Below are 20608 nucleotides of genomic sequence, written 5' to 3'. Positions count from 1 at the left end.
ATCAGAGCATACCGTGGAACATCGGCTCGACCGGACCGGTCAGCACGACGCCACCCCGCCCGTCCCATTGCACCGTGACCGGCCCGCCGTCGCATTCCACCTCGACGGTGTCGTTCAGCAGCCCACGCCGGATACCGCCGACCGCCGCGCCGCACGCACACGAGCCCGAGCCGAGCGGAATGCCGCCGCCGCGCTCCCAGATACGCAGCCGGATGCGGTTGCGGTCGATCACCTGAACGAAGTGGACATTTGTCCGCCTGGGAAAAGCGGATGCGCTTCGATCCGCGGACCGAGCGCGCCGACGTCTACGACCGAAAGATCGTCGACGAAAAAAGTGCAATGCGGATTGCCCATGCTGCAGGCGACGGGATCGCCTTCGAGCGGCAAACGGATCGTATCCACGGCCCACGCCAGCGGAATGTCGCGCCAGTCCAGCAGCGGTGCGCCCATCTCCACCGACACACCTCGCTGCGCGTGCCGGACGCAGGTGAGCAGGCCGCGCGTCGTGCGCAGCACGACCGACGCCAGGCCGCGCTCGCGCATCAGCAGATCGGCGACGCCGCGCGTGGCGCTGCCGCAGGTGTCGAGCGCGGAGCCATCCGCATTCCAGAACACGAGGCGGGCCGCGGCATCGTCGCAATCAAGCACGACCACGAGCTGATTGAAGCCGATGCCCCGCTGCCGGCTCCCGAGTCGGCGCGCCATCTCGCCCGTGATCGGGTCGTCCTGCCCGCGCCTGTCGACGATCACGAAGTCGTCGCCGTTCGCGTGCATCTTCAGGAACGGCACCGTCATGCAAGGTTCGTCGGAGCGGGATGCCCGGCCCGCGCATCCTTCGACGGATGCCAGCCCAACTCGCGTTTCGCCTTGCCGGTCGAGACGGCGGGGTTGTCTTCGGCGATGTTGTAGATGCCGCCCTCCGATCGCTTGAGGGCGAGGCACGCGGCCCGCGCCGCATCGACGACGTGGACCGGGCTGACGCCCGTGGCCTGCTCCGCGCCCGTGCCGGGTCCGTACAGTTGCCCGTAGCGCAGCACCGTGCCGACGAGCGGCGCCGCCAGCACCTGACGCTCGAGCGAAACCACGCCGTTGATGGTGACATGACGGTCGCCCTGCGCGTCGACGTCGAGCGGAGCGGTCTCGTCGAACGGCATCGGGCCGGCGCGATACGCCCACGCGATGCTCTGGGCGACGAGGCGCGCCGCCTTCACGGCGACGGCCGCCGCGACCAGATTGCGCGTGCCCTCGTCGCGGACACGGGTGTTGCGCCCCACGGCCTCGCGCATCAGTGCCGGGTTGAGCCCCGCGGGAAGATCGGTGAGCTGGTGGATCACGCTATCGGGCACGATGCGCGCGAACGCCTCGTCGAGCGCGTGCGCGTCGAATACGTCGAGCACGACCGGCGTGGCGCCGAGCGCTTCGAGCAGCGGCGCGCGCGCCGCTTGGCGCGTGCTGCCGTACACCGCGTAACCGGCCTCGACGAGCATCGGCACCAACGCCTGGCCAATCGCTCCCGTCGCCCCCGCCACGAACACTTTCCTGCTGGCCATTCTTTTCTCCTGGCAAAACCATTTCAACGACAATCCCGCCGTCAGGGCGAGCCATGCGCGGCAAACGGCGCGCACGTAGAATTCACCGTCATACGCGCTGCGCGCCGCCTGCCGAGTATAGGATCGGACGGGCTCGCGCGTGGGCCATAAAGGATGGTGCGAATTGGGCCAACGGCTGCACCGGCTCGCCTGTTTTCCTCGCGACGGGCGCTGCGACGGTCGCCGCGTGGGTCACCGCGCGGTCACCATATAGGCAACATGGAAGGGACTGTGATCGATTTTCTGATTGAGCTGGGTCAGCACGGCACGCTGCAGCAGCGCGTCTACGAAGGCATTTATGCGGCGCTGCGCGACGGGCGTCTTCAGCCGGGACAGCGGCTGCCCGCTTCGCGCATCTGGGCCATCGAACTGGGTGTTCCGCGCAACACGATCCGCGAAGCCACCTCGGCGCTCGTGGCGGAAGGCTGGCTCGAAGCGCGCACCGGCACGGGGCTCTTCGTGCGCGACGTGCCAAGGCCGTCCGTTCGCGATGGCGAACCCGGCGCGGACACGCCGCACGACGTATCCGCTACCGCCGCGCCCGCCCGCCCCACGCCCGCGCTGTCCGCCTGGGCCGCACGGCTGCCCGCCGCGGAAGGGCTGCTGCCGGTTCACGCGCTATCGATCGACTTCCGGCTCGGGGCCGTTTCGTCGGGGGCAGAGCGGCTCTTTCGCTACCGGCGGCCAGGCGCGCTCGACGGAGACGCACGCGCCGCCCCGCTCGCCGCGTACGGCGACGCGGCCGGCGAGGCGCGTCTGCGTGAACGGCTTGCCGTCTATCTGCGCCAGTCGCGAGCGGTGCGTTGCACGGCCGACGACATCGTCATCACGAGCGGCTCGCATCAGTCGCTCGATCTGCTGTGCCGGTTGCTGCTCGACCCCGACCGCACGCTCGCGGTCGAGGACCCCGGCTATCCGGTGGCCGTGCATCTCGCGCGGCTCGCGGGCGCCGATGCGCTGCCGGTGCCGGTCGACGACGACGGCCTTGTCGTCGACGCGATTCCGGATGGCGTGGCCGGCGTCGTCTGCACGCCGAATCATCAGTTTCCGCTCGGCGTGGCGATGTCGCCGGCGCGGCGCGAACGGCTGCTCGCACGCGCCGCGCGCGCGCCGTTCTTCGTGATCGAGGACGACTACGACTGCGAGTACTATCAAGGCACCGCGCCCGCGCCGAGCCTGCAATCGTTCGACTCGCACGAACGCGTGATCTACGTGGGCTCGCTCTCGAAGATCCTGGCGCCGGGACTGCGGCTCGGCTACATCGTCGCGCCTCGCTGGTTGCGCGATCCGCTGCGGCACGCGCGCTGGATCGCCGATCGGCAAAGCTCCACCTATCTGCAGAATGCGCTGCTGACGGTCATGGCGAGCGGTGACTTCGCGACGCATCTGCATCGCATGCGCGCCGAATATGGCCGACGCCGCGCGGTTCTGCTCAGGGAACTGGAACGCACGCTCGGCGCATGGCTCAGTCCGCTGGCTTCGCGCTGCGGGATGCACGTGGCGGCACGCGTTCGCGGGCCGCAGGGTGCCGCGCCGCTATGCCGGATTGCCCGTGACGCGGGTATCGGAGTCTACGAAGGCCAACGCTTTTCGATGACGGGAGCCGCATCGGACATCATGGTCTTCGGATTTGGCAACGTGACAGAAGCGCAGATCGTCGAAGGAACTGCGAGACTCGCCCATGCGTGGCGGCAGAGCGCCTGACGTTCTCCGGGTCGTCTCCGGGTCGCCCACTCAATGACACGGCAATGTCGTTCAGATCACCTTGCAAGCGCGTGCCTGTTCGATCCGATTCGCGGTACAGATAAATTGTCCCGCTTCATTTTTTGCCTTGCCTGAAGGCAGATCAGCGTCAACCGGCGGTCGCTCGTCGAGCCATGCGATTGCGCTATTCACGTCGTATTCCTGCCGTTCGGCCAAGCTCCCGGCATGCACGCAAATACACACTTGTGAACTCTTCACGCGGCGCCGCTTCGGTTGCTTTGCCCTACGTTGTCACCTAGAATTTTCGGCAGCGCCTTTTCAAGGATCGGATGACGTGGCCTCGCACAACGGAAAACCGGTGTCGTCGTTTGTTCCTCGGGGGATGCCCGGCCTCTGGGCCGTCCTGTTCGCGATCTGGATGATCGCCAATGCGTCGCTTGCGATCGAGCCCGCGCTCGTCGGTCTTGCCATTACATGCGTCATCGCCCATGTCTTCGCCTCGTCGAGCGAAGCATGGCGCCGTCTTCGCATCAGGCCCGGCACGCTCTATCACTTCGTTGCCTATAGCGCGACGTTTCTCGTCGAACTCGTGCGCGCGAATCTCAACATGATGGCGTACGTCTACTCGCCGCGTATCGACATTCACCCCGGCATCGTCAAGGTGCGCACGCGTCTGGCGTCGCCGCTCGGCCGGCTCGCGCTGGCGAACTCGATTGCCCTGACGCCCGGTTCGCTCGTCATGGACATCCGCGACGACATCGTGTTCGTTCATTGGCTCGACGTGAAGACGACCGATATCGACTCAGCCACTCAAATACTTGTCACTCCTTTCGAACGACATCTGGAGAAAGTCTTTGGCTGAGATCATGTTGCAGATCGCCTCGGTGCTGATCTTCTTCGCGATCCTGTTCGGCGTGATCCGCCTCGTGCTCGGCAAGACGCTGATCGACCGGGTCGTCGCCATCGACATGCTCACGGTTATCTCGATCTCGCTGATCGCGCTTTACGCGCAGACCTCGGGCCGTTTCGTCTATATCGACGTCGCGCTCGTCTACGGTCTCCTGAGCTTTCTCGCGGTGCTCGCGATTGCGCGCTTTCTCGAAAGAGGGCTGTGAGCCATGTTCGACCTGCTCCTGCTGCTGATATGCGCCAGCATTCTCGCGAGCGGCCTGCTCGCGGTCTGCCTGAAAAACCTCATGGCCGCGATGGTGAGTTCGGGGCTGGCGAGCCTGTTCGCCGCGCTGGCCTTTCTGCTGCTCGCCGCGCCCGACGTCGCGATGGCAGAGGCTGCCATCGGCTCGGGGCTCGCGACCTTCATCTTTCTCTACGCGATCCGCAAAACCGGCTATCAGAAGGGCTAGCGCATGTTCGAACTGGTCGGCAGCGTGTTCATCCTCGTGGGCGCCGTCTTTCTGTTCTCCGCGGGTCTCGGCCTGCTGCGCATGCCGGACGCGTATACGCGCATCCAGGCCGGCACCAAGGCATCGACGCTCGGCAACATGCTCGTGCTGATTGGTCTCGCGTTCTATCACCCGGACTGGACGTTCCGCCTGATTCTCGTCATTTACTTCGTGCTGGTAACGAACCCGGTGTCCTCGCATGCGCTGTCGCGCGCGGCATGGCTGATCCGCACGCCGATGGCTTCGGCCACGATGATCGACGTGCTTGCCGACGAAGCCGGGCGCGCCGCAAGGGAAGCGGAATCATGATGCGTCGCGCCGCCGCCGCACTGACCGTCGTGCTGTTCGCGCTGGTGTTCTGGCGCATCGTCGGCGGCTACACGGAATGGCAGGCACTGCGCCCGCTCGCCGCGCACTATGTCATGCGCGGGCCGCTCGAACTCGGCGCGCCGAACATCGTGACCGGCATTCTGATTGCGTATCGCGGCTTCGATACGCTCGGCGAAGTCACCGTGCTGTTCATGGTCGCGGCGAGCGTCGGCGTGCTGCTGAAAGAGGAAAGCGACGCGGCCTCCACGGCCGCCGCAAGCGCAGCCACGCCCGCGCGCCGCCCTGCCGGCGAAATCGTGCGCACCGGCACCCAGGTGCTGCTGCCGATGATCCTCACCTTCGGCGCCTATGTGATCGTCAACGGTCACCTGTCGGCGGGCGGCGGCTTTCAGGGCGGCGCGATCGTCGCCTCAGGCGCGATGCTGATGCTGCTCGCGCGGCCCGGCTCGACCTTGAACGTCGCGCTGCTGGGCGTCGTCGAATCGCTCGCGGGCGTGATCTACGTAGGCGTCGGCATTCTGGGCCTCGTGCTCGCGGGCAGCTTTCTCGACACACGTTTTCTGCCGCGCGGCGAGTTCGGCGCGTTCTTCAGCGCCGGCGCGATTCCGCTGATTTCCGCGCTGCTCGGCGTCAAGGTCGGCGCGGAACTGAGCGTCATTATCGACCGGTTCAGAAGCTGAGCCGCCTTGCATGGGATCGGAGTCAAGCGCATGAGCATAGGGGTGCCGGTTTCGACCATTCTGCTGATCACGGGCTTCTGCCTCGCGTTGATCGGCCTCTGGGGCATGCTGACCCACCGCAACATTCTGCGCATCATCATCGGCTTCGCGGTGATCGATACGGGCCTGCACATCGTGATGGTCGCGACCGGCTACATCACGGGCGGCACCGCGCCGATCATCGACGCGGCGCTCAGCAAGACGAGCGCGGCGCAACATGCCATCGATCCGGTTCCGTCCGCGCTCGTCGTCACCGCGATCGTGATCGGCCTCTCGGTCACGGCCATCATGCTTGCCTTCGCGATCCGTCTTTACGCCGCCAGAAAGACGCTGTCCATCGACGCGTTCACCGAGTCGAAATGGTAGCCGCGCTCTTTCATCCGCTGCACATCTTCATTCTCGGGCTCGGCGGCGGCTTCGTCATTCCGCTGCTGTACCGGCTCGGCAAGCCGTGGCTCACGCTCGGCTTTTTCCTCGCGCTGTGCGGCATCGTGCTCGTCTCCGGCGTATCGCTTCTCGGACTGCTCGACGGCGGCGACACGATCGACGTGCTGACCGCGGGCGCGCTGCCGCCGGTCTCGATCAACCTGCGCTTCGGCCTGTGGGAAGGCTTCTTCACCTTCAGCGTCAACGTGGTCGCGCTGCTCGGCGCGCTGCATCTATGGGACCGCTTGCGCGGCAATTACGCGGCGCTGCTGCTGTATCTGATTCTCGTGATGGGTATCGACGGCATGGTGATGACCCGCGACCTGTTCAACCTGTTCGTGTTTCTCGAGATCGTCTCGATCGCCACCTATGGGCTCTTCGGTCTCGACCGCACGCACGCCGCGCTCGCGGCCGCGTTCAAGTACATCATGGCGACCGTGATCGCCTCGACGTTCTTCCTGCTCGGCACGGTGCTGCTCTACTACGTGAGCGGCACGCTCAATATCGACGATCTGCTCGCGATGCGCGCACAACTGCGCAGCCCGATCGGCACGACCGCGACGCTGCTCGTATTCGCGAGCCTCGTGATCGAACTGAAGCCGTTTCCGGCGAACGGCTGGGGGCTCGACGTCTACGAGACCGCGCCGAGCGGCGTGGCCGCAATGGTGTCGGTCGGCGTATCGGCCGGGGTGTTCTTCGCGCTGTTCAAGCTGCTGCCGCTGTTCGACGGCCAGCTCACGCTGCTCGCGGTGTCGAGCGGCGTGACCTTCCTGTTCTCGAACCTGCTCGCGTTGAAGCAAACGAAACCGCAACGCGTGCTCGGCTATTCGTCGATCGGACAGATGGCGCTCCTGATGCTCTCGCTCGCGCTGCTGCGGCAAGTCGGCGCGGATGCATCGATTCCGCTCGTCGTGGGCGGCCTTTTCGTCAACCATCTGCTGGCGAAGGCGGGCCTGTTCTGGCTGATCGGCGTGCTGCGCCAGCACGGCAACCACGCGCGGGCGATCCTCTCGCGCAGTCCGCTGCTGATCGGCCTGGTCGGGCTCTTCATGGTCGCGATCGCGGGGCTGCCGCCGTTCCCCGGCTTCTGGGCGAAGTGGGAACTCGTCATGCGCCTGACCGCCACCGGCAAGCCGTACTGGATCGTGCTGATCCTCACGGGCTCGCTGCTCGAAGCGGCTTATATGTTCCACTGGTTCGTGCGCGCGCTGAGCCCGTCCGACGAAGCGGCGACGCCCGGCCCCGAGCTCGTCGCGCTGCTGCCGCTTTTCGGCGTGGCGATCCTGCTGGGCGTGACGGGCTACACCGCCGCTGCGTTCTCGGGCGTCGCCTCGGCGTGGATCTTTTCGCCGCTCGCAGCGGGCGCGCTGTTCTATGCGGCCGACCGTCTGCCGGGACGCGTGAAGGGCGTGCTCGCGCTGATCGCCGTCGCGCTGATCGGCAGCCTGCTCGCCGAGGGCACGCGCGGCATCGCGGGGCTGTTCGCGTGGCTGCTGCTCGCCGGCAGCTTCGTGATCGCCGCGGCGAGCCTCTATCGCGACGACGTGCGCGCGGGTTTCTATCCGATGCTGATCGTTCTGCTGCTGTCGATTCCGGCGCTGCTGCGTTCGTCGACGACGCTCGAATTCTTCTATAGCTGGGAGATCGTGACGCTGTCGTCGTGCTTCCTGATCGCGAAGTGCCGGCGCGCGGGTCCGCATGTGCTGACCTTCCTGCTGTTTTCGCTGCTGTCGGCGTTTTTCCTGCTTGCGGGTTTCGCCGACGTCGCCGCCATCGACGGCAGCATCGAACTGTCCGCGCTGATCCACGCGGGACCGGAAGCGAACCGCGCGTTCGTACTGCTCGCGACCGGCTTCCTGATCAAGGCCGGCGCGATCGGCGTACACGTCTGGTTGCCGGGCGCCTACACCGAAGCGGAAGACGACGTGACCGCGATGCTCTCGGCCGTGGTCAGCAAGCTCGCGATGTTCGGCCTGCTGATCGGCACCTATCTGACGATACGCTCCGAGGTCGGCCTCGAACTCGCGCACGTGATGACATGGATCGGCATGCTCACCACGCTTGCGGGTGCGCTGATGGCGTTGCGGCAGAACGACTTCAAGCGTCTGCTCGCGTTCTCGAGCATGAGCCAGATCGGCTATATCGTCACCGCGATCGGCCTGATGAGCCACCTCGGCTGGGTCACGGCGCTGTATCTGGTCGCCAATCACATGCTCGTGAAAGGCATCCTGTTCCTCGCGCTCGCGGGCGTGATCCTGCGCACCGGCACCCACAACTTCGCCGACATCGGCGGCCTCGCGCGCGAGATGCCGCTCACGTTCGCGATGGTCGTGATCGCGCTCGTGTCGATGTCGGGCCTGCCGCCGCTGATGGGCTTCGGCGGCAAATGGCTGCTGCTGAGCGCGATGACCGACAAGGGCTGGTACGGGCTCGCCGTGTGCGGACTGATCGTCACGTGCGCCGGCTTTCTCTACATGCTGCGCCTGCTCAACGGCATCTTTCTCGGTGCGCGTTCGCCGCAACGGCCCGCGGTCCGCGAGGCGCCGGTCATGCTGCTCGTGCCGCAGTTCCTGCTGGTGGTCGGCATTGTCGTTCTGTCGTCCTTTCCGAAGCTGCTGATCGAGCCGGTCTCCGCCGCAATCGACCCGCGGTTCGCGGCGACGCTCGTGTGGGGCGGCATGTCGCTCGAAAGCATCTACGGATTCTGGAACCCGACGCCGGTCGTGATCGTCGTGCTGATCGTGTCCGCGATCGTGCTCGGACTCGGCGTGCTGTTCTATCGCAACCGGCGCGGCAACGCGCGCAATGCGCCCGATTTCTACCACTTCTATCGGCCGCTGCTGGGCCGCACGGTGCCGCCGTTCGCGCAGATGTTCTGGCGCGGCGCGGCACATTTCGCGCTCGCCGCGGCGGCCCGGATACGCCGCATCTATACCGGTAACGGACAGACTTACGCGCTTTACGTGCTGCTCTATTTTCTCGTGATCTATTTCGCGAGCACGGGGCTGACCGGGGCCCGGACGTAGTCGGGAGGTATGGCCACGCCGCGCTCGTGATCTTCATGCCGTCATCACGTGACGATCGCAACCCCGCTTATCGCCTGTTTGTTGCTTCGAAGATTGACGGTTGCAGGCCTAGCTATCTCAAAATTATTCCAGTTTTCGAAACAGTGAGTTTGTGAATTAGGTATTTACCCTAGTGTTCCGTTCCCCTAAACTGCCTTCATCGCTGCAGACAAACCAGTTCGCAGCCGAACAAGATAAATTTGGAGGTAGGTCATGAAATCGCTCATTCAAGCTGTGGTTATCGCCGCTACTCTTGCTGCTCCGGTCGCTGTTTTCGCTCAATCGAACCAGCCCGTGACCCGCGCACAAGTCCGCGAAGAGCTGATCCAGATCGAAAAGGCAGGTTACAACCCGGCACTGTCGAACCCGAATGAATATCCGGGCAACATCCAGGCTGCCGAAGCTCGCGTTGCCGCGCAAAACAGCGCAGTTGGCGGTGTGAACAGCGGTTCGTCGCAGCAAGGCCACGCAGCCCAGTAAGCCATCAGTAATCTGTCCGGTAGCCGGAAAGAAGAATGGCTGTAGCCGTACCTGTCGGAGCGCTCTGCCGTTAGTGCTTCGACCGTTTCCCCTGCTGGCCCGCCATCGCGGTTGAATGCGATGGCGGGCCAGTTCCGTTTCAGGGCGGCCTTGAACCCGCATGCCTCGCACGCCTCATTAGCAGCACCCTGTATGGCTGCGTCCTGTCACGGCTGGATGCTGGCGCCCTTGATCTGCGCAGCGGTGAAGTCGGTGGCGGCCTTCTGCAGCGCGAGCGTCTCCAACTGCTGACGCAGCATCCCCTGCGCCTGGTCGAACGCCGGAACCTGTGTCGGGCGCTTCGCGTCGAGCTTGACGATCGTCCAGACATTGCCCACCTGGAACGGCTGCGGCGTCATTCCGCCCACCGGCAACTGCGCGATGGTCTGCGCAAGCGCCACCGGCAAACCCTGCGTCCTGCCCTCGGTCACCGGCACCGGGAAACTGACCCACGGCATCTCGCCGCCGCTCTCCTTGCTCGGCGCCACGCTGTACTCTTTCGCCAGGGCCTCGAATGGCTGGCCCGCCTTCAATTTATCGACGACCTTTTTCGCGGTCGCATCGTCGCCCACGGTGATGATGCGCGGCTTGAACTCGTCCTTGCCGAGCGAAGCGACGATGGCGTCGTAACGCGCCCTCACCTGAGCGTCCGTGACCGCCTCGGGGTGAATGCTGTCCTTCAGATACAACTGGATCTCGGTGCTGACCTTCGCCGCCGCCGGCGCCTGCCGCACTTCCGGCTTCTGATCGTAGTGGGCCTTCTCCGCGTTCTGCCGCAGCACCTCGCGCGCCACCAGCCCGCTGCCGAGCAGCTGGCGCAATTGCGGTGTGTCGGGCTGCCCGGTCTTTGCCGTGACCGTCCGCACGGCGTCGTCGAGTTCGCTGCGCGCCACCGGCACGCCGTTGACGACAGCTACCGCGCCGGCGGGCAGGTTCGATGCGGGCGCATCGGCTGTATGCGTGATCTGCACCACGCCCTGGTCGATGTCGGCGACCTGTCTGCACAGACAGGCGCATTCGACATTGCAGACAGGCGGAAACAGCGAGCGACGGCGAGTGCCGTCATGATTCGCCATCGGCCGTCACCGGCGCTGATTGCACGGGTGAGTCTGGCGACAGGCTGGCAGTCCCTCGCCGCACCGCGACGAGGGTTCATGGCGCGAAGGGCTCGCGCCGTCGATATTCAAACTCGCGACAACGGCGTCACGCGGCACCCAGCAGACCACGGACCGCGAGATTGCGATACAGCGCCCGCACGCCGAACGTCCACGGTTCGATTTCCGTCGAGAGGCGCACGGTGTTGATCAGCGCGCCGAGTTGCGGCGTCGAGATCGTCACGCGATCACCGAGGTGATGCGTGAAGCCGCCGCCGGGCGCGTCGCGGTCCTTGATCGGCGAGAACATCGTGCCGAGGAACAGCATAAAACCGTCCGGATACTGGTGATGGCGGCCGCAGGTTTGCGCGACGAGGTCGGCCGGGTCGCGGCTGATCTCGCTCATATGGCTTACGCCGTCGAGCACGAAGTCGTCGTCGGCGCCTTCGACACGCAGCGACACGCTCGCGCTGCGCACCGAGTCGAGCGAGAACGTGTCGTCGAACAGACGCACGAACGGGCCGATCGCGCACGAGCCGTTGTTGTCCTTGCACTTGCCGAGCAGCAGCGCCGAGCGGCCCTCGATGTCGCGCAGGTTCACGTCGTTGCCGAGTGCCGCGCCGACGATGCCGCCGCGGCTATTCACCGCGAGCACGATCTCCGGTTCCGGGTTGTTCCACACCGACGCGGCGAGCAGGCCGACGTCCGCGCCGAAGCCAACCGCCGACATCGGCTGCGACTTGGAAAATACTTCGGCATCCGGACCAATTCCGACTTCCATGTATTGCGACCACGCATTGCGCCGTTCGAGTTCGGCCTTCAGCTTCATCGCGGCTTCCGAGCCTGGCCTGATCTTCGACAGGTCCGTGCCGATCGTCTGCGCGATCGTCTCGCGCACTTCCGTTGCCCTCGCCGGATCGCCGCCCGCCTGTTCCTCGATCACACGCTCGATCAGGCTGACCGCGAACGTGACGCCGCAGGCCTTGATCGCCTGCACGTCGCACGGCGCGAGCAAACGCACGGCCGGCACGCCGGCGCCAGCCAGATTCGCCTCGATCAGCTGCGCGACCGGCCCGAGCGATATGCCCGGCGTGCTGCGCGTAAACTGCGCGGCATCGTCGCGCTCGAACAGATCCGCGGTGGTCGGCACCGCCGCGGTGATGTCGAACACCTCGCCGCCGCGCACGACGACCACGCAGGGTCCTTCGTGCTGTTCGGTCTTGCGCCACACGCGGCCGACGAGCAACGCGTCGTTCAGGTCGCCAGGAAGAAAGCGGGAAGGGGACGTTGCGGACATGGAACGGGCTCTTTCGGATAAGTGGGGAACGGGCAAGGCCGGGCGTCGCATCGCCTGCGAAGCCCGGTCTTGTCACCTGCATGTCAATGCGAATGCCGCGGATTGCCACGCTCGGCAATCACCTTCAGATAGAGCGTTGCCGGTTCGAGACAGCCGCCGGTCGAAAGCTGGCCGACCGTCTTGCGATACAACTCCTGCCACGGCGTCTGCGCGGGCGGAATCTCGAACTGCATGGTTTCGCGGCGTCGCGCGAGTTCTGCTTCGTCGACCAGCACGTCGACGCGGCGCGAATTCAGATCGACATGAATGCGGTCGTTCGTGCGCAGCAACGCGAGGCCGCCGCCCACCGCCGCTTCCGGCGACATGTTCAGAATCGACGGACTCGCGGACGTGCCGCTCTGACGTCCGTCGCCGAGCGTCGGCAGCGAAGTGATGCCCTCGCGCACGAGCGCCGCCGGCGGTGCCATGTTGACGACCTCGGCGCTGCCCGGATAGCCGACCGTGCCCGCACCGCGAATCACGAGAATGCAACGCTCGTCGATCGCGAGCGACGGATCGTTGATGCGCGCGTGATAGTCCTCGGGACCGTCGAACACGATCGCGCGTGCCTCGAAGCTGTTTTCCGCGCCGGGCTCGCTCAGGTAGGTCTTGCGGAACGCCTCGCCGACCACCGACATCTTCATGATCGCGCTGTCGAAGAAGTTGCCCGACAGCACCATGAAGCCCGCGCCGTGCTTGAGCGGATCGTCCGTCGTCCTGATGACCTCGCGATCCGGCGTGGGCGCGGCCGCTGCGATCTCGCCCATCGTGCGGCCCGACACGGTCAGGCATTGCTCGTGCACGAGGCCGCCCTTCGCAAGCTCGCGCATCACGGCCGGCACGCCGCCGGCGCGATGGAAGCTCTCGCCGAGATATTCGCCAGCGGGCATGCAGTTGACGATCAGCGGCACCTGTTCACCGACTCGCTGCCAGTCGTCGAGACTCAGTTCGACGCCCATGTGCCGCGCGATCGCGATCAGGTGCGGCGGACAGTTGGTCGACGCACCGAGCGCCGACGCGACCACGATCGCGTTTTCAAAGGCTTGCTTCGTCATGATCCGCGACGGCCGCACATCCTCGCGCACCAGATCGACAATGCGCTTGCCGGTCACGTAGGCCATCTGGCCGCGCTCGCGGTACGCGGCCGGAATGCTCGCGCAGCCGGGCAGCGACATGCCGAGCGCTTCGGCAAGGCTGTTCATCGACAAGGCCGTGCCCATCGTGTTGCAATGGCCGATCGACGGCGAGGACGCCGTGGTCAACTCCATGAAGCCTTCGTAGTCGATCTCGCCGGCCGCGAGCAGATTGCGCGCATGCCAGATCACGGTGCCCGACCCGATGCGCTTGCCGTCGTGCCAGCCATCGAGCATCGGGCCGCCGGACAGCACGATCGCCGGCATGTCGACGGTGGCCGCCGCCATCAGGCAGGCGGGCGTGGTCTTGTCGCAGCCGGTGGTCAGCACCACGCCGTCGAGCGGGAAACCATGCAGGATTTCGACGAGGCCCAGATACGCGAGATTGCGGTCGAGCGCGGCGGTCGGCCGACGGCTCTGCTCGGCGAGCGGATGTACCGGAAATTCCATCGGAATGCCGCCCGCGTCGCGAATGCCGGCCTTCGTGCGTGCCGTGAGCTCGATGTGATGCCGGTTGCACGGCGCGAGGTCACTGCCCGTCTGCGCGATGCCGATGATCGGCCGGCCCGATTGCAGTTCTTCGCGCGTCAGACCGTAGTTCATGAAACGCTCGACGTACAGCGCCGTCATATCCGCGTGCGCGGGATCGTCGAACCATTCCTGGCTGCGCAGCCGGCGTGGGTTGGATGCTGACATGATGCTTCTCTCTGTCCTGAGGGTTACCTGGGCGTGTATAGTTACCGGTAACATATAGGTTCGTCGATGTTACGCGTGGCGTGGCATCCGAACAACCAAGGGATATCCCTGGCTGCTTATGTGGCCCTGCAAAGCGCCTCGTGATTCAGGAGCCCCGGCGATGCCGTACGGCGCCGCTACGCCTGCGGCCTGCGTACCGGCTCAGGTATTTTCAGGCGCTTTCACGCGGAATCACCGTGAAGTCGATCTTTACCGCTTTCCTATGCGGCTCGCGCCCGGCCTCGCGATCGGCCAGCGCGGCGAGCAATGTCTCGCCCGCCCGCAAGCCGATTCCGTATGCGTCCACCGACACGGTCGTCATCGTCGGCTGGCAGCACCACGACACCTCGAAGTTGCCGAAACCGGCGATGGCGATATCGTCCGGCACCGACAGCCCGCGGCGATGGCACTCCATGATTGCGCCGAACGCCGACATGTCGCTCACGCACATCACGGCCTCGGTATCGGGCCACGTTTCGAGCAAGGCACCGAGCGCCGGCGCGCCATGACTCATGGTGATCGGCGAATCGCCGAGCCGGATCACGCGCGGCGCGCCGAGCCCGAGCGCCTTCATTTCGGCGACGTAACCGCGCATCCGGTCAAGGCCGCGTCGGTCGCGTTCGCTCTCGCCCGCGATAAAACCGATGCGCCGATACCCGCGTTCATGCAGATGCCGGAGCATTGCGCGCGCCGCCGCCGAGTTCGAAAAGCCGACGGCCGTATCGATCGGATCGGCCGGCAAGTCCCACATCTCGACAACCGGGATGCCGGCGCGCTGCAACAGCATGCGCGTCGCCTCGGTATGCCGGCTGCCCGTCAGCGCGACGCAGCGCGGCTGATGACGCAGCATCGAACGCACGAGCAGTTCTTCCTGGTCGAGACGGTAGTCGGTGTCGCCGAGCAGGAGCTGCAAACCGTGCGGGCTCAACGCGGCATTGAGCCCGCGCACCGTGTCCGAGAAGTTCGAGCTCGACAGCGACGGCACCAGCACCGCGACGAACTCCGAGCGTCCCGACGACAACGCGCCCGCCGCCGCATCGGCGACGTAGCCAAGTTCGTCGATGACCTTCATGACCCGCTCGCGAGTCGTCTGCGACACGCTGCGTCCCGCGAGCACACGCGAGACGGTCATCTTCGAAACGCCCGCGCGCCGGGCAACATCGGACATGCGGGGCGGAACAGGTGGCCTGGACGTCATGGTGTGGCGCGGGGCGAGTACGCGAAAGTCACGGAACGCACATCATACCTGGCGACGCTCACCGCCGGCCCGATTCAAAACGCCCGCACTTCAAGGCTCAAGGCTCTGGCTCGCCGGAACCGGCCTGCTCGAGCGCATTGAGTTCTTCCTCAGCATCTTCGGGCTGCCCCGCTGCGGTTTCATGTGTACGCGGCGGCGATTTGACGACCGCCGGCGGCAACCTGCCGATGCCTTCGTCGATACGTTGCAGCAGATACGGGAAGAACGGATTCGACGCGATGCGAAACATCGAGTCGAGCGTCAGAATCAAGGTGCCGCGTTCACCACGTGGCGCGAGTGTGCCGAGGTTCTCGTTGAAGTTTTCCGAGTCGTCCGGCGCAATGCCGTACAACGCATCGGTGATCGGGAACGGAATCGCGACGTGCGACAACGAGAAGATGTCCTGAGGATAATCGATGTCCAAAGGCTGCACGCGCGTTTGCACTTCGCCCGCATAGACGCTGCGCTCGATCATATGTGCCGAGTCCGGCGACGCATTGGCGATGACCGTCGTGCGATAGTTCTGCGGACCAATGCGCAGCAGCCGCGACAGCGCCGTATAAGACGCGACGCGCAGGAAAGTCCTGAAACGCACGCTGCGATTGACGTCGAACAGGACGACCTCGCTGCCGTTCTCGGGAAGCTTGTCATAGAGCAACGACATCACCGCGGGCGTGCTGACCGTGAAATCGGTCACCGACTGGAACGTGAGAATCGGCGGCAACGTAGCGAGCCGGTTCTCGCGCTCGAGCCTCGCAATCTGCTCCTGAATGACGCTCGTGAGCAGATACGACTGCCGCGCGCCATTCACCGGGAACGAGTTGTACTTGAACGGATTGAACTCCGGCACGATGCCAAGCCATGCGGCGCGCTCGAATGCCGGCAATATCGCCGGCAGTCCCGCGAGACCGGCAAAGCGCGCATAACGCGTCACGCCGATCATCGGTGAAATCAGAATGACGCGAGTCGGACGCGTAAGCGCCGGGTTCTCGATCGCATCCAGTGCATATTGCAGCGCCAGCGCGCCGCCATTCGAGAAGCCGACCAGTTCGAGCGGCTTGTCCGGGCCGATACGCCGGCGCGCTTCGCGCACTGCAAGCCGGGTGGCCGCGGCCCATTGCTGCCAGTGAACGTCGGTCAACCCGGCCGGCACGGTGCCGTGCCCCGGCAAGCGGATGCCGATCGCGACAAAACCGCGATCACGATAGTTGCGTGCGATATGCCGCAAGCTGTACGGCGAATCCGTCATGCCATGCAGCAACACCACCGCGCCAACGGGCGGCCCCGACGGTTCGAGTATGTACGAGTGATTCCAGTCGTAGGCAAAATGCGGCGGAAAGATCGGCGAGCCCTCGTAATACCGGTTCGCCGCAACGCGCTCGGACGGCTTCAGCTTTTCGACGACATTGACGCGCACGTCCTCGAAAATGCGCGCTTCCGCTTTCATATAGGCGTTCCAGTCGCCGGTGTCCATCTCTTCCGCGGTCATTTCGCGCGGCACATAGGTATGCCAGACCGACAGCGCCGGACCGCGCTGCGAGTACCATGCGCGCAGACCGAGTGCGAGTACGGCCGACAGAATCACAACCCATGCACTTATCTTGATGACCTTCAGCGACGTGCGTAGCATTCGTGTTCTCTTGATGAAGGTTGCACCGCAACGCAGACTGCTGTCCGCGTCGGACGCTGAGACCGTCGTGTCGACGGCGTTCCGGTCTGGATATCCTAAGGTCTTTTAATCATCCGTTCAAACTCTATGGCCGTTGCACGGCAGGCACTGCCGGATGATTAGCATAACGACCTGAGGTGCGCGGCGATGCCGCAAGCGCGAATGAAACAGGCCGATCAGATCGACGCGCTGCGCTATCCGGAATTCGACGCGAGGAAAACTGCACGGAATTCCCGCACTCATCGTGGGGAGGTCGTGGGGACGTCGTGGGGAAGTTGTGAAGGAGCCGATGCAACGAACACCTTTCAGCGGCATGGAAAAGATCGACTCGCCCGATGACTCGCTCAATCGGATCAAGCCATCCGGTTCATGAATAAAGTACGGGACGCGATACATGCCGCGTCCCGTACACCCCTGCTCATCGTTCCATTAGCGGCCGCGCATATTGCCGGCCACACCGCCCGCCGCACCGCCGATGATCGCGCCGGTCCAGGCATCGCCGCCCGAGATCGCCGCAATCCCCGCTCCCGCGCCGGCGCCGAGCGCGGCGCCGCTCATCGTTCCCTGCGCCTGCGGGCTCATGTCCGTGCAGCCGATCATCGCAACCAGCGTTCCGATGCTCGCGATCCATCCAAGTCGTTTCATGATCGTTCTCCTTATTGGTTTTTCTTCAGCCCGGGCACGACCATCTGGAACCAGAGGGTCTCGATCACCGGGTGCTGGATCATCGTCGGATTGGATGCGTAATAGTTGTCGAGCCCCACGCGCACGCTGTCGAGCGTCTGCCCCTGCATGCCTTTACCAAAGCGCTGCGCGATGTCGCTGGCGTTCGCCGCATTGCCGGCATAGGCGCGCTCGACTTCGATCAGATTGGCAATCCCGACGAGATAGGCTTTCTTCGCTTCCGGCGACGACTCCATCCATTGCTGACCCGTGACAATTGGAATGTTGTCCGCGCGCGCGACGTTGCTCATCACGGCCAGCGACAGGAAAGTCAGAGATAACAGCGTTCGCCATTGTGGTTTGATTGCCATTACATACTCCATGGAAATAATGTTCTCCAGCGGCCTGCCGCCGAAATATCCGCGGCATCGATCGAGTTATTTGGAAGAATGATCGGTCTCGTTCTCGTCGAATCTCCTTTTCAGGTTCACCGGGTCGGCATGGTTCATCGAATCAGGTTCAATAGAGAAATAGCTATTGCGAGACCTGAAATTCTCTCGACGAATTCAAATGGTTTGCTAACGCGCGTGCGCCTCAGGCACGCCATAGAGTCTACAGAGTTTTCTGTAATTTCCAAGCCTGCTGTCGTGCCCTTCGCGCAACAATGCTATTGAATAAATTGACGATCGAATAACGGGTAAAGGAATGCAATGCGCGTAAACACTCATCGCTTTATTGAACGAATCTTTTATATGCCGGAAGCATTACATATGAGTTTCGTCACTTTTTTGTGAAATATGATCTTCTATTTTTCCTCTCAATTTTCAATGTTTTTACATTAATCAATAAAGAGCGATTGACGTTTCAATTATTCAAATTCGATCGGTTCAGTTACGCTCGATCGCGACCTGATGGCAATAGTCTGGAATGGCTGCGAAGCAGCGAAAGAAGGGGTTGAAGCTGTTGACCGTTAGTTGCGTTAAATGTTCTATCCGCGTCACGCCGATCCGAACGGCCATATCTTCGGCATTAACAGTCTTTAGCTTGTATTTGAAAAATACAGGGTATAGACTGTACGAGTCATTTACAGGCTTTGGCCTGTTGTCACGCCGAAGCCGGCCGGAGACCTGTCGTGGACTACCCCATCAAGACGCTGAGCCAGTTGAGACCGATCCTGCAAGGCTTCAGGAAAGCCGCCGCACTCACCCAGGCCGCGATGGCCAGCCGCCTCGGCGTCACGCAGCAGACTTACGCGCAACTCGAAGCGAATCCGGCCGCCGTCAGCGTCGAACGTCTGTTCAAGGTCTTGCGGATATTGCAGGTCGATCTGAAACTCGTGCAGACCGGCGCGGCGCCAGGCGAAGCCGCCGAGGCAAGTGTCGCGCCGCCATCAACCAGCCGTGCGCCCACCCGGCGCGTCGGCGGCAAAACCACTACCACGGCAGGCATCGGCGAAAAGCGCACCACCGCAACGCCGCGCAAACAGCCAACATCGGCGGCGAAGTCCGCTCGCCCGCGAACCGCCGCGAAGAAGCCGCCCGCCAGCACGACCACGCGCCGCGCCGCGCGCGGCAATAGCGCGTCCGAACCGACGCGCGCCGCCGCGAAATCCGCAAGCACCGGCAAAAAACGCGAGGAATGGTGAGCATGGCACGCAACACACAAAGCCGCCTGAATCTGTGGATGAACGGCTTGCAGGTCGGCTATTGGGAAACGACACGCAACGGCGAGCGTTTGACGTATCTCGACGAATGGATCGACGATCCGCAAGGGCGCCCGCTCTCGCTGTCACTGCCTTTTACACCAGGCAATCAGCCATATCGCGGCCAGATCGTCGCGGACTATTTCGACAATCTGCTGCCCGACAGCGAACCGATCCGGCGCCGCATCGCCACGCGTTACCGGACCGGCAGCACCGCGCCGTTTCCATTGCTTGCCGCTCTCGGCCGCGACTGCGTCGGCGCGCTGCAGATGCTGCCGCCCGACGAAGCGCCCACCGACCTCACGAGCATCGAGGGACGCGCGCTTGGAGAAAGCGACGTCGCCGCCCTGCTGCGCGGCACGACCTCGGCGGCACCGCTCGGCCAGCACGATCCGCTCGAAGACCTGCGCCTGTCGATCGCCGGGGCGCAGGAGAAAACCGCGCTGCTTCGTCATCGCAATCGCTGGCTGCTGCCCGAAGGCAGCACGCCGACCACGCATATCTTCAAGCTGCCGCTCGGGCTCGTCGGCAACATGCGCGCCGACATGCGCACGTCGGTCGAAAACGAATGGCTCTGTTCGCACATCGTCGCCGCTTACGGCCTGCCCGTTGCTCACTGCGAAATCGCGCGCTTCGACGAAGAGAAAGCATTGATCGTCGAGCGGTTCGATCGCAGACCATCGAGCGACGCAACGTGGATCGTGCGGCTGCCGCAAGAAGACATGTGCCAGGCAACCGGCACATCGGCGCTTCATAAATACGAATCCGATGGCGGCCCGGGTATCGAGACCATCATGGAAGTACTCGCCGGCTCGTCTCGCGCCGCAACGGACCGGCGCAACTTTTTCACGACGCAGATGATTTTCTGGCTACTCGCCGCCACCGATGGCCATGCGAAGAACTTCAGCATCGCGCATCTCGCGGGCAATCGTTACGAATCGACGCCGCTTTACGACGTGCTCTCCGCGCATCCGATCATCGGTTCGGGGCCGAGCCATCTAGCCGTGCAAAGAGTGAAACTCGCGATGGCCGTTCGCGGCAAAAACGTCCACTACCTGCTCAATCAGATCCAGCGAAGACACTGGATTGCCGAAGGACAACGCACCGGTTTTTCCGCCGCGGCCGTCGAAACGATGATCGACGAACTGACCGCGCGAACCGATACGGTCATCGATGAAGTATCGTCGCAACTGCCCGACGACTTTCCGATGGACGTCGCCGATGCGGTGTTCAACGGCATGCGCCGGTTGAACAGAAAACTGGCGCAGTAGAAAAAAAGCCGGAAAA

At 64.1% G+C, this 20608-nt stretch carries 20 protein-coding genes and 1 pseudogene; 11 read left to right on the top strand and 10 right to left on the bottom strand.

The annotated features are described in order from the left end of the window. Nucleotide 1: 1 nt before the first annotated feature. Together dapF and G3N58_RS22390 are read right to left on the bottom strand one after the other, a co-directional pair. Nucleotides 2-795: pseudogene (dapF, locus tag G3N58_RS22395) on the bottom strand (diaminopimelate epimerase). Then, on the bottom strand, nt 792-1550 hold the full coding sequence (locus tag G3N58_RS22390) for an NAD(P)-dependent oxidoreductase (RefSeq protein WP_167037531.1): 759 nt from the start codon (nt 1548-1550) through the stop codon (nt 792-794). The pseudogene dapF and the gene G3N58_RS22390 overlap by 4 nt, the downstream one beginning before the upstream one ends. Nucleotides 1551-1820: 270 nt before the next feature. Between G3N58_RS22390 and G3N58_RS22385 the strand changes: the two genes are divergently transcribed. After that, a complete protein-coding gene (locus G3N58_RS22385) occupies nt 1821-3293 on the top strand; it encodes a PLP-dependent aminotransferase family protein (RefSeq protein WP_167037534.1) in 1473 nt (490 codons plus the stop codon). A 51-nt stretch (nt 3294-3344) separates the two neighbouring features. On the opposite strand, the gene G3N58_RS22380 is transcribed toward G3N58_RS22385, so the two are convergent. Beyond that, entirely contained in the window at nt 3345-3485 is a 141-nt protein-coding gene (locus G3N58_RS22380; protein WP_206000235.1) for a hypothetical protein, read from the bottom strand. Between the two features lie 142 nt (nt 3486-3627). Here G3N58_RS22380 and G3N58_RS22375 point away from each other — a divergent pair, with 142 nt between their 5' ends. The 8 genes from G3N58_RS22375 (at nt 3628) to G3N58_RS22340 (ending at nt 9713) form a co-directional block, all read left to right on the top strand. Further along, complete coding sequence (locus tag G3N58_RS22375; RefSeq protein WP_167037537.1) at nt 3628-4155, top strand: Na+/H+ antiporter subunit E; 528 nt, start codon at nt 3628-3630, stop codon at nt 4153-4155. Beyond that, the gene (locus G3N58_RS22370) at nt 4148-4408 is read left to right on the top strand and encodes a monovalent cation/H+ antiporter complex subunit F (protein WP_167037540.1); all 261 of its coding nucleotides are present in this window, start codon (nt 4148-4150) and stop codon (nt 4406-4408) included. Before G3N58_RS22375 ends, G3N58_RS22370 begins: the two co-directional genes overlap by 8 nt. A 3-nt stretch (nt 4409-4411) precedes the next feature. After that, a complete protein-coding gene (locus G3N58_RS22365; RefSeq protein ID WP_167037545.1) occupies nt 4412-4654 on the top strand; it encodes a hydrogenase subunit MbhD domain-containing protein in 243 nt (80 codons plus the stop codon). Between the two features lie 3 nt (nt 4655-4657). Beyond that, entirely contained in the window at nt 4658-5002 is a 345-nt protein-coding gene (gene mnhG, locus G3N58_RS22360; RefSeq protein WP_167037548.1) for a monovalent cation/H(+) antiporter subunit G, read from the top strand. Further along, a complete protein-coding gene (mbhE, locus tag G3N58_RS22355; protein ID WP_167037550.1) occupies nt 4999-5703 on the top strand; it encodes a hydrogen gas-evolving membrane-bound hydrogenase subunit E in 705 nt (234 codons plus the stop codon). Before mnhG ends, mbhE begins: the two co-directional genes overlap by 4 nt. 30 nt (nt 5704-5733) lie before the next feature. After that, nucleotides 5734-6108, top strand: a complete 375-nt coding sequence (locus G3N58_RS22350) for a cation:proton antiporter subunit C (RefSeq protein ID WP_167037553.1) — start codon at nt 5734-5736, stop codon at nt 6106-6108. After that, nucleotides 6102-9194, top strand: coding sequence for a proton-conducting transporter membrane subunit (locus G3N58_RS22345; protein WP_206000234.1), 3093 nt, complete (start codon nt 6102-6104; stop codon nt 9192-9194). Before G3N58_RS22350 ends, G3N58_RS22345 begins: the two co-directional genes overlap by 7 nt. Nucleotides 9195-9446: 252 nt before the next feature. Beyond that, a complete protein-coding gene (locus G3N58_RS22340) occupies nt 9447-9713 on the top strand; it encodes a DUF4148 domain-containing protein (protein ID WP_167037559.1) in 267 nt (88 codons plus the stop codon). Nucleotides 9714-9919: 206 nt separating this feature from the next. On the opposite strand, the gene G3N58_RS22335 is transcribed toward G3N58_RS22340, so the two are convergent. The 7 genes from G3N58_RS22335 to G3N58_RS22305 all read right to left on the bottom strand — a co-directional run bounded on the left by G3N58_RS22335 (nt 9920) and on the right by G3N58_RS22305 (nt 17990). Next, nucleotides 9920-10828: a peptidyl-prolyl cis-trans isomerase gene (locus tag G3N58_RS22335; protein ID WP_167037562.1), complete on the bottom strand. Its 909-nt coding sequence runs from the start codon at nt 10826-10828 to the stop codon at nt 9920-9922. Nucleotides 10829-10955: 127 nt separating this feature from the next. Then, nucleotides 10956-12143, bottom strand: coding sequence for a fumarylacetoacetate hydrolase family protein (locus tag G3N58_RS22330; protein WP_167037565.1), 1188 nt, complete (start codon nt 12141-12143; stop codon nt 10956-10958). Between the two features lie 83 nt (nt 12144-12226). Further along, nucleotides 12227-14011: an IlvD/Edd family dehydratase gene (locus G3N58_RS22325; protein ID WP_167037568.1), complete on the bottom strand. Its 1785-nt coding sequence runs from the start codon at nt 14009-14011 to the stop codon at nt 12227-12229. Nucleotides 14012-14222: 211 nt separating this feature from the next. Beyond that, entirely contained in the window at nt 14223-15218 is a 996-nt protein-coding gene (locus G3N58_RS22320; protein ID WP_167037571.1) for a LacI family DNA-binding transcriptional regulator, read from the bottom strand. Between the two features lie 127 nt (nt 15219-15345). Continuing rightward, on the bottom strand, nt 15346-16917 hold the full coding sequence (locus G3N58_RS22315; RefSeq protein WP_167037574.1) for an alpha/beta hydrolase: 1572 nt from the start codon (nt 16915-16917) through the stop codon (nt 15346-15348). A 468-nt stretch (nt 16918-17385) separates the two neighbouring features. Continuing rightward, on the bottom strand, nt 17386-17601 hold the full coding sequence (locus G3N58_RS22310) for a YMGG-like glycine zipper-containing protein (protein ID WP_167037577.1): 216 nt from the start codon (nt 17599-17601) through the stop codon (nt 17386-17388). An 11-nt stretch (nt 17602-17612) separates the two neighbouring features. Next, nucleotides 17613-17990 carry a hypothetical protein gene (locus G3N58_RS22305; protein ID WP_167037580.1) on the bottom strand — a complete coding sequence of 126 codons (378 nt, stop codon included), beginning with the start codon at nt 17988-17990 and terminating at the stop codon, nt 17613-17615. Between the two features lie 761 nt (nt 17991-18751). Between G3N58_RS22305 and G3N58_RS22300 the strand changes: the two genes are divergently transcribed. Continuing rightward, entirely contained in the window at nt 18752-19264 is a 513-nt protein-coding gene (locus tag G3N58_RS22300) for a helix-turn-helix transcriptional regulator (protein ID WP_167037583.1), read from the top strand. 2 nt (nt 19265-19266) lie between these two features. After that, the gene (locus G3N58_RS22295) at nt 19267-20592 is read left to right on the top strand and encodes a type II toxin-antitoxin system HipA family toxin (protein ID WP_167037586.1); all 1326 of its coding nucleotides are present in this window, start codon (nt 19267-19269) and stop codon (nt 20590-20592) included. Nucleotides 20593-20608 lie beyond the last annotated feature (16 nt).

Source organism: Paraburkholderia sp. Ac-20342, assembly GCF_017104985.1.
GTDB lineage: Bacteria > Pseudomonadota > Gammaproteobacteria > Burkholderiales > Burkholderiaceae > Paraburkholderia.
Note: the sequence above shows the minus strand (reverse complement) of the source record. Positions and strands in the feature narration are given on the sequence as shown.

Excerpts from the sequence above, each read along its gene's own strand:
- G3N58_RS22390 (WP_167037531.1), bottom strand. The coding sequence starts at position 1,550 with ATGGCCAGCAGGAAAGTGTTCGTGGCGGGGGCGACGGGAGCGATTGGC.
- G3N58_RS22365 (WP_167037545.1), top strand. The coding sequence starts at position 4,412 with ATGTTCGACCTGCTCCTGCTGCTGATATGCGCCAGCATTCTCGCGAGC.
- mnhG (WP_167037548.1), top strand. The coding sequence starts at position 4,658 with ATGTTCGAACTGGTCGGCAGCGTGTTCATCCTCGTGGGCGCCGTCTTT.
- mbhE (WP_167037550.1), top strand. The coding sequence starts at position 4,999 with ATGATGCGTCGCGCCGCCGCCGCACTGACCGTCGTGCTGTTCGCGCTG.
- G3N58_RS22350 (WP_167037553.1), top strand. The coding sequence starts at position 5,734 with ATGAGCATAGGGGTGCCGGTTTCGACCATTCTGCTGATCACGGGCTTC.
- G3N58_RS22345 (WP_206000234.1), top strand. The coding sequence starts at position 6,102 with ATGGTAGCCGCGCTCTTTCATCCGCTGCACATCTTCATTCTCGGGCTC.
- G3N58_RS22340 (WP_167037559.1), top strand. The coding sequence starts at position 9,447 with ATGAAATCGCTCATTCAAGCTGTGGTTATCGCCGCTACTCTTGCTGCT.
- G3N58_RS22335 (WP_167037562.1), bottom strand. The coding sequence starts at position 10,828 with ATGGCGAATCATGACGGCACTCGCCGTCGCTCGCTGTTTCCGCCTGTC.
- G3N58_RS22330 (WP_167037565.1), bottom strand. The coding sequence starts at position 12,143 with ATGTCCGCAACGTCCCCTTCCCGCTTTCTTCCTGGCGACCTGAACGAC.
- G3N58_RS22325 (WP_167037568.1), bottom strand. The coding sequence starts at position 14,011 with ATGTCAGCATCCAACCCACGCCGGCTGCGCAGCCAGGAATGGTTCGAC.
- G3N58_RS22320 (WP_167037571.1), bottom strand. The coding sequence starts at position 15,218 with ATGTCCGATGTTGCCCGGCGCGCGGGCGTTTCGAAGATGACCGTCTCG.
- G3N58_RS22315 (WP_167037574.1), bottom strand. The coding sequence starts at position 16,917 with ATGCTACGCACGTCGCTGAAGGTCATCAAGATAAGTGCATGGGTTGTG.
- G3N58_RS22310 (WP_167037577.1), bottom strand. The coding sequence starts at position 17,601 with ATGAAACGACTTGGATGGATCGCGAGCATCGGAACGCTGGTTGCGATG.
- G3N58_RS22305 (WP_167037580.1), bottom strand. The coding sequence starts at position 17,990 with ATGGCAATCAAACCACAATGGCGAACGCTGTTATCTCTGACTTTCCTG.
- G3N58_RS22295 (WP_167037586.1), top strand. The coding sequence starts at position 19,267 with ATGGCACGCAACACACAAAGCCGCCTGAATCTGTGGATGAACGGCTTG.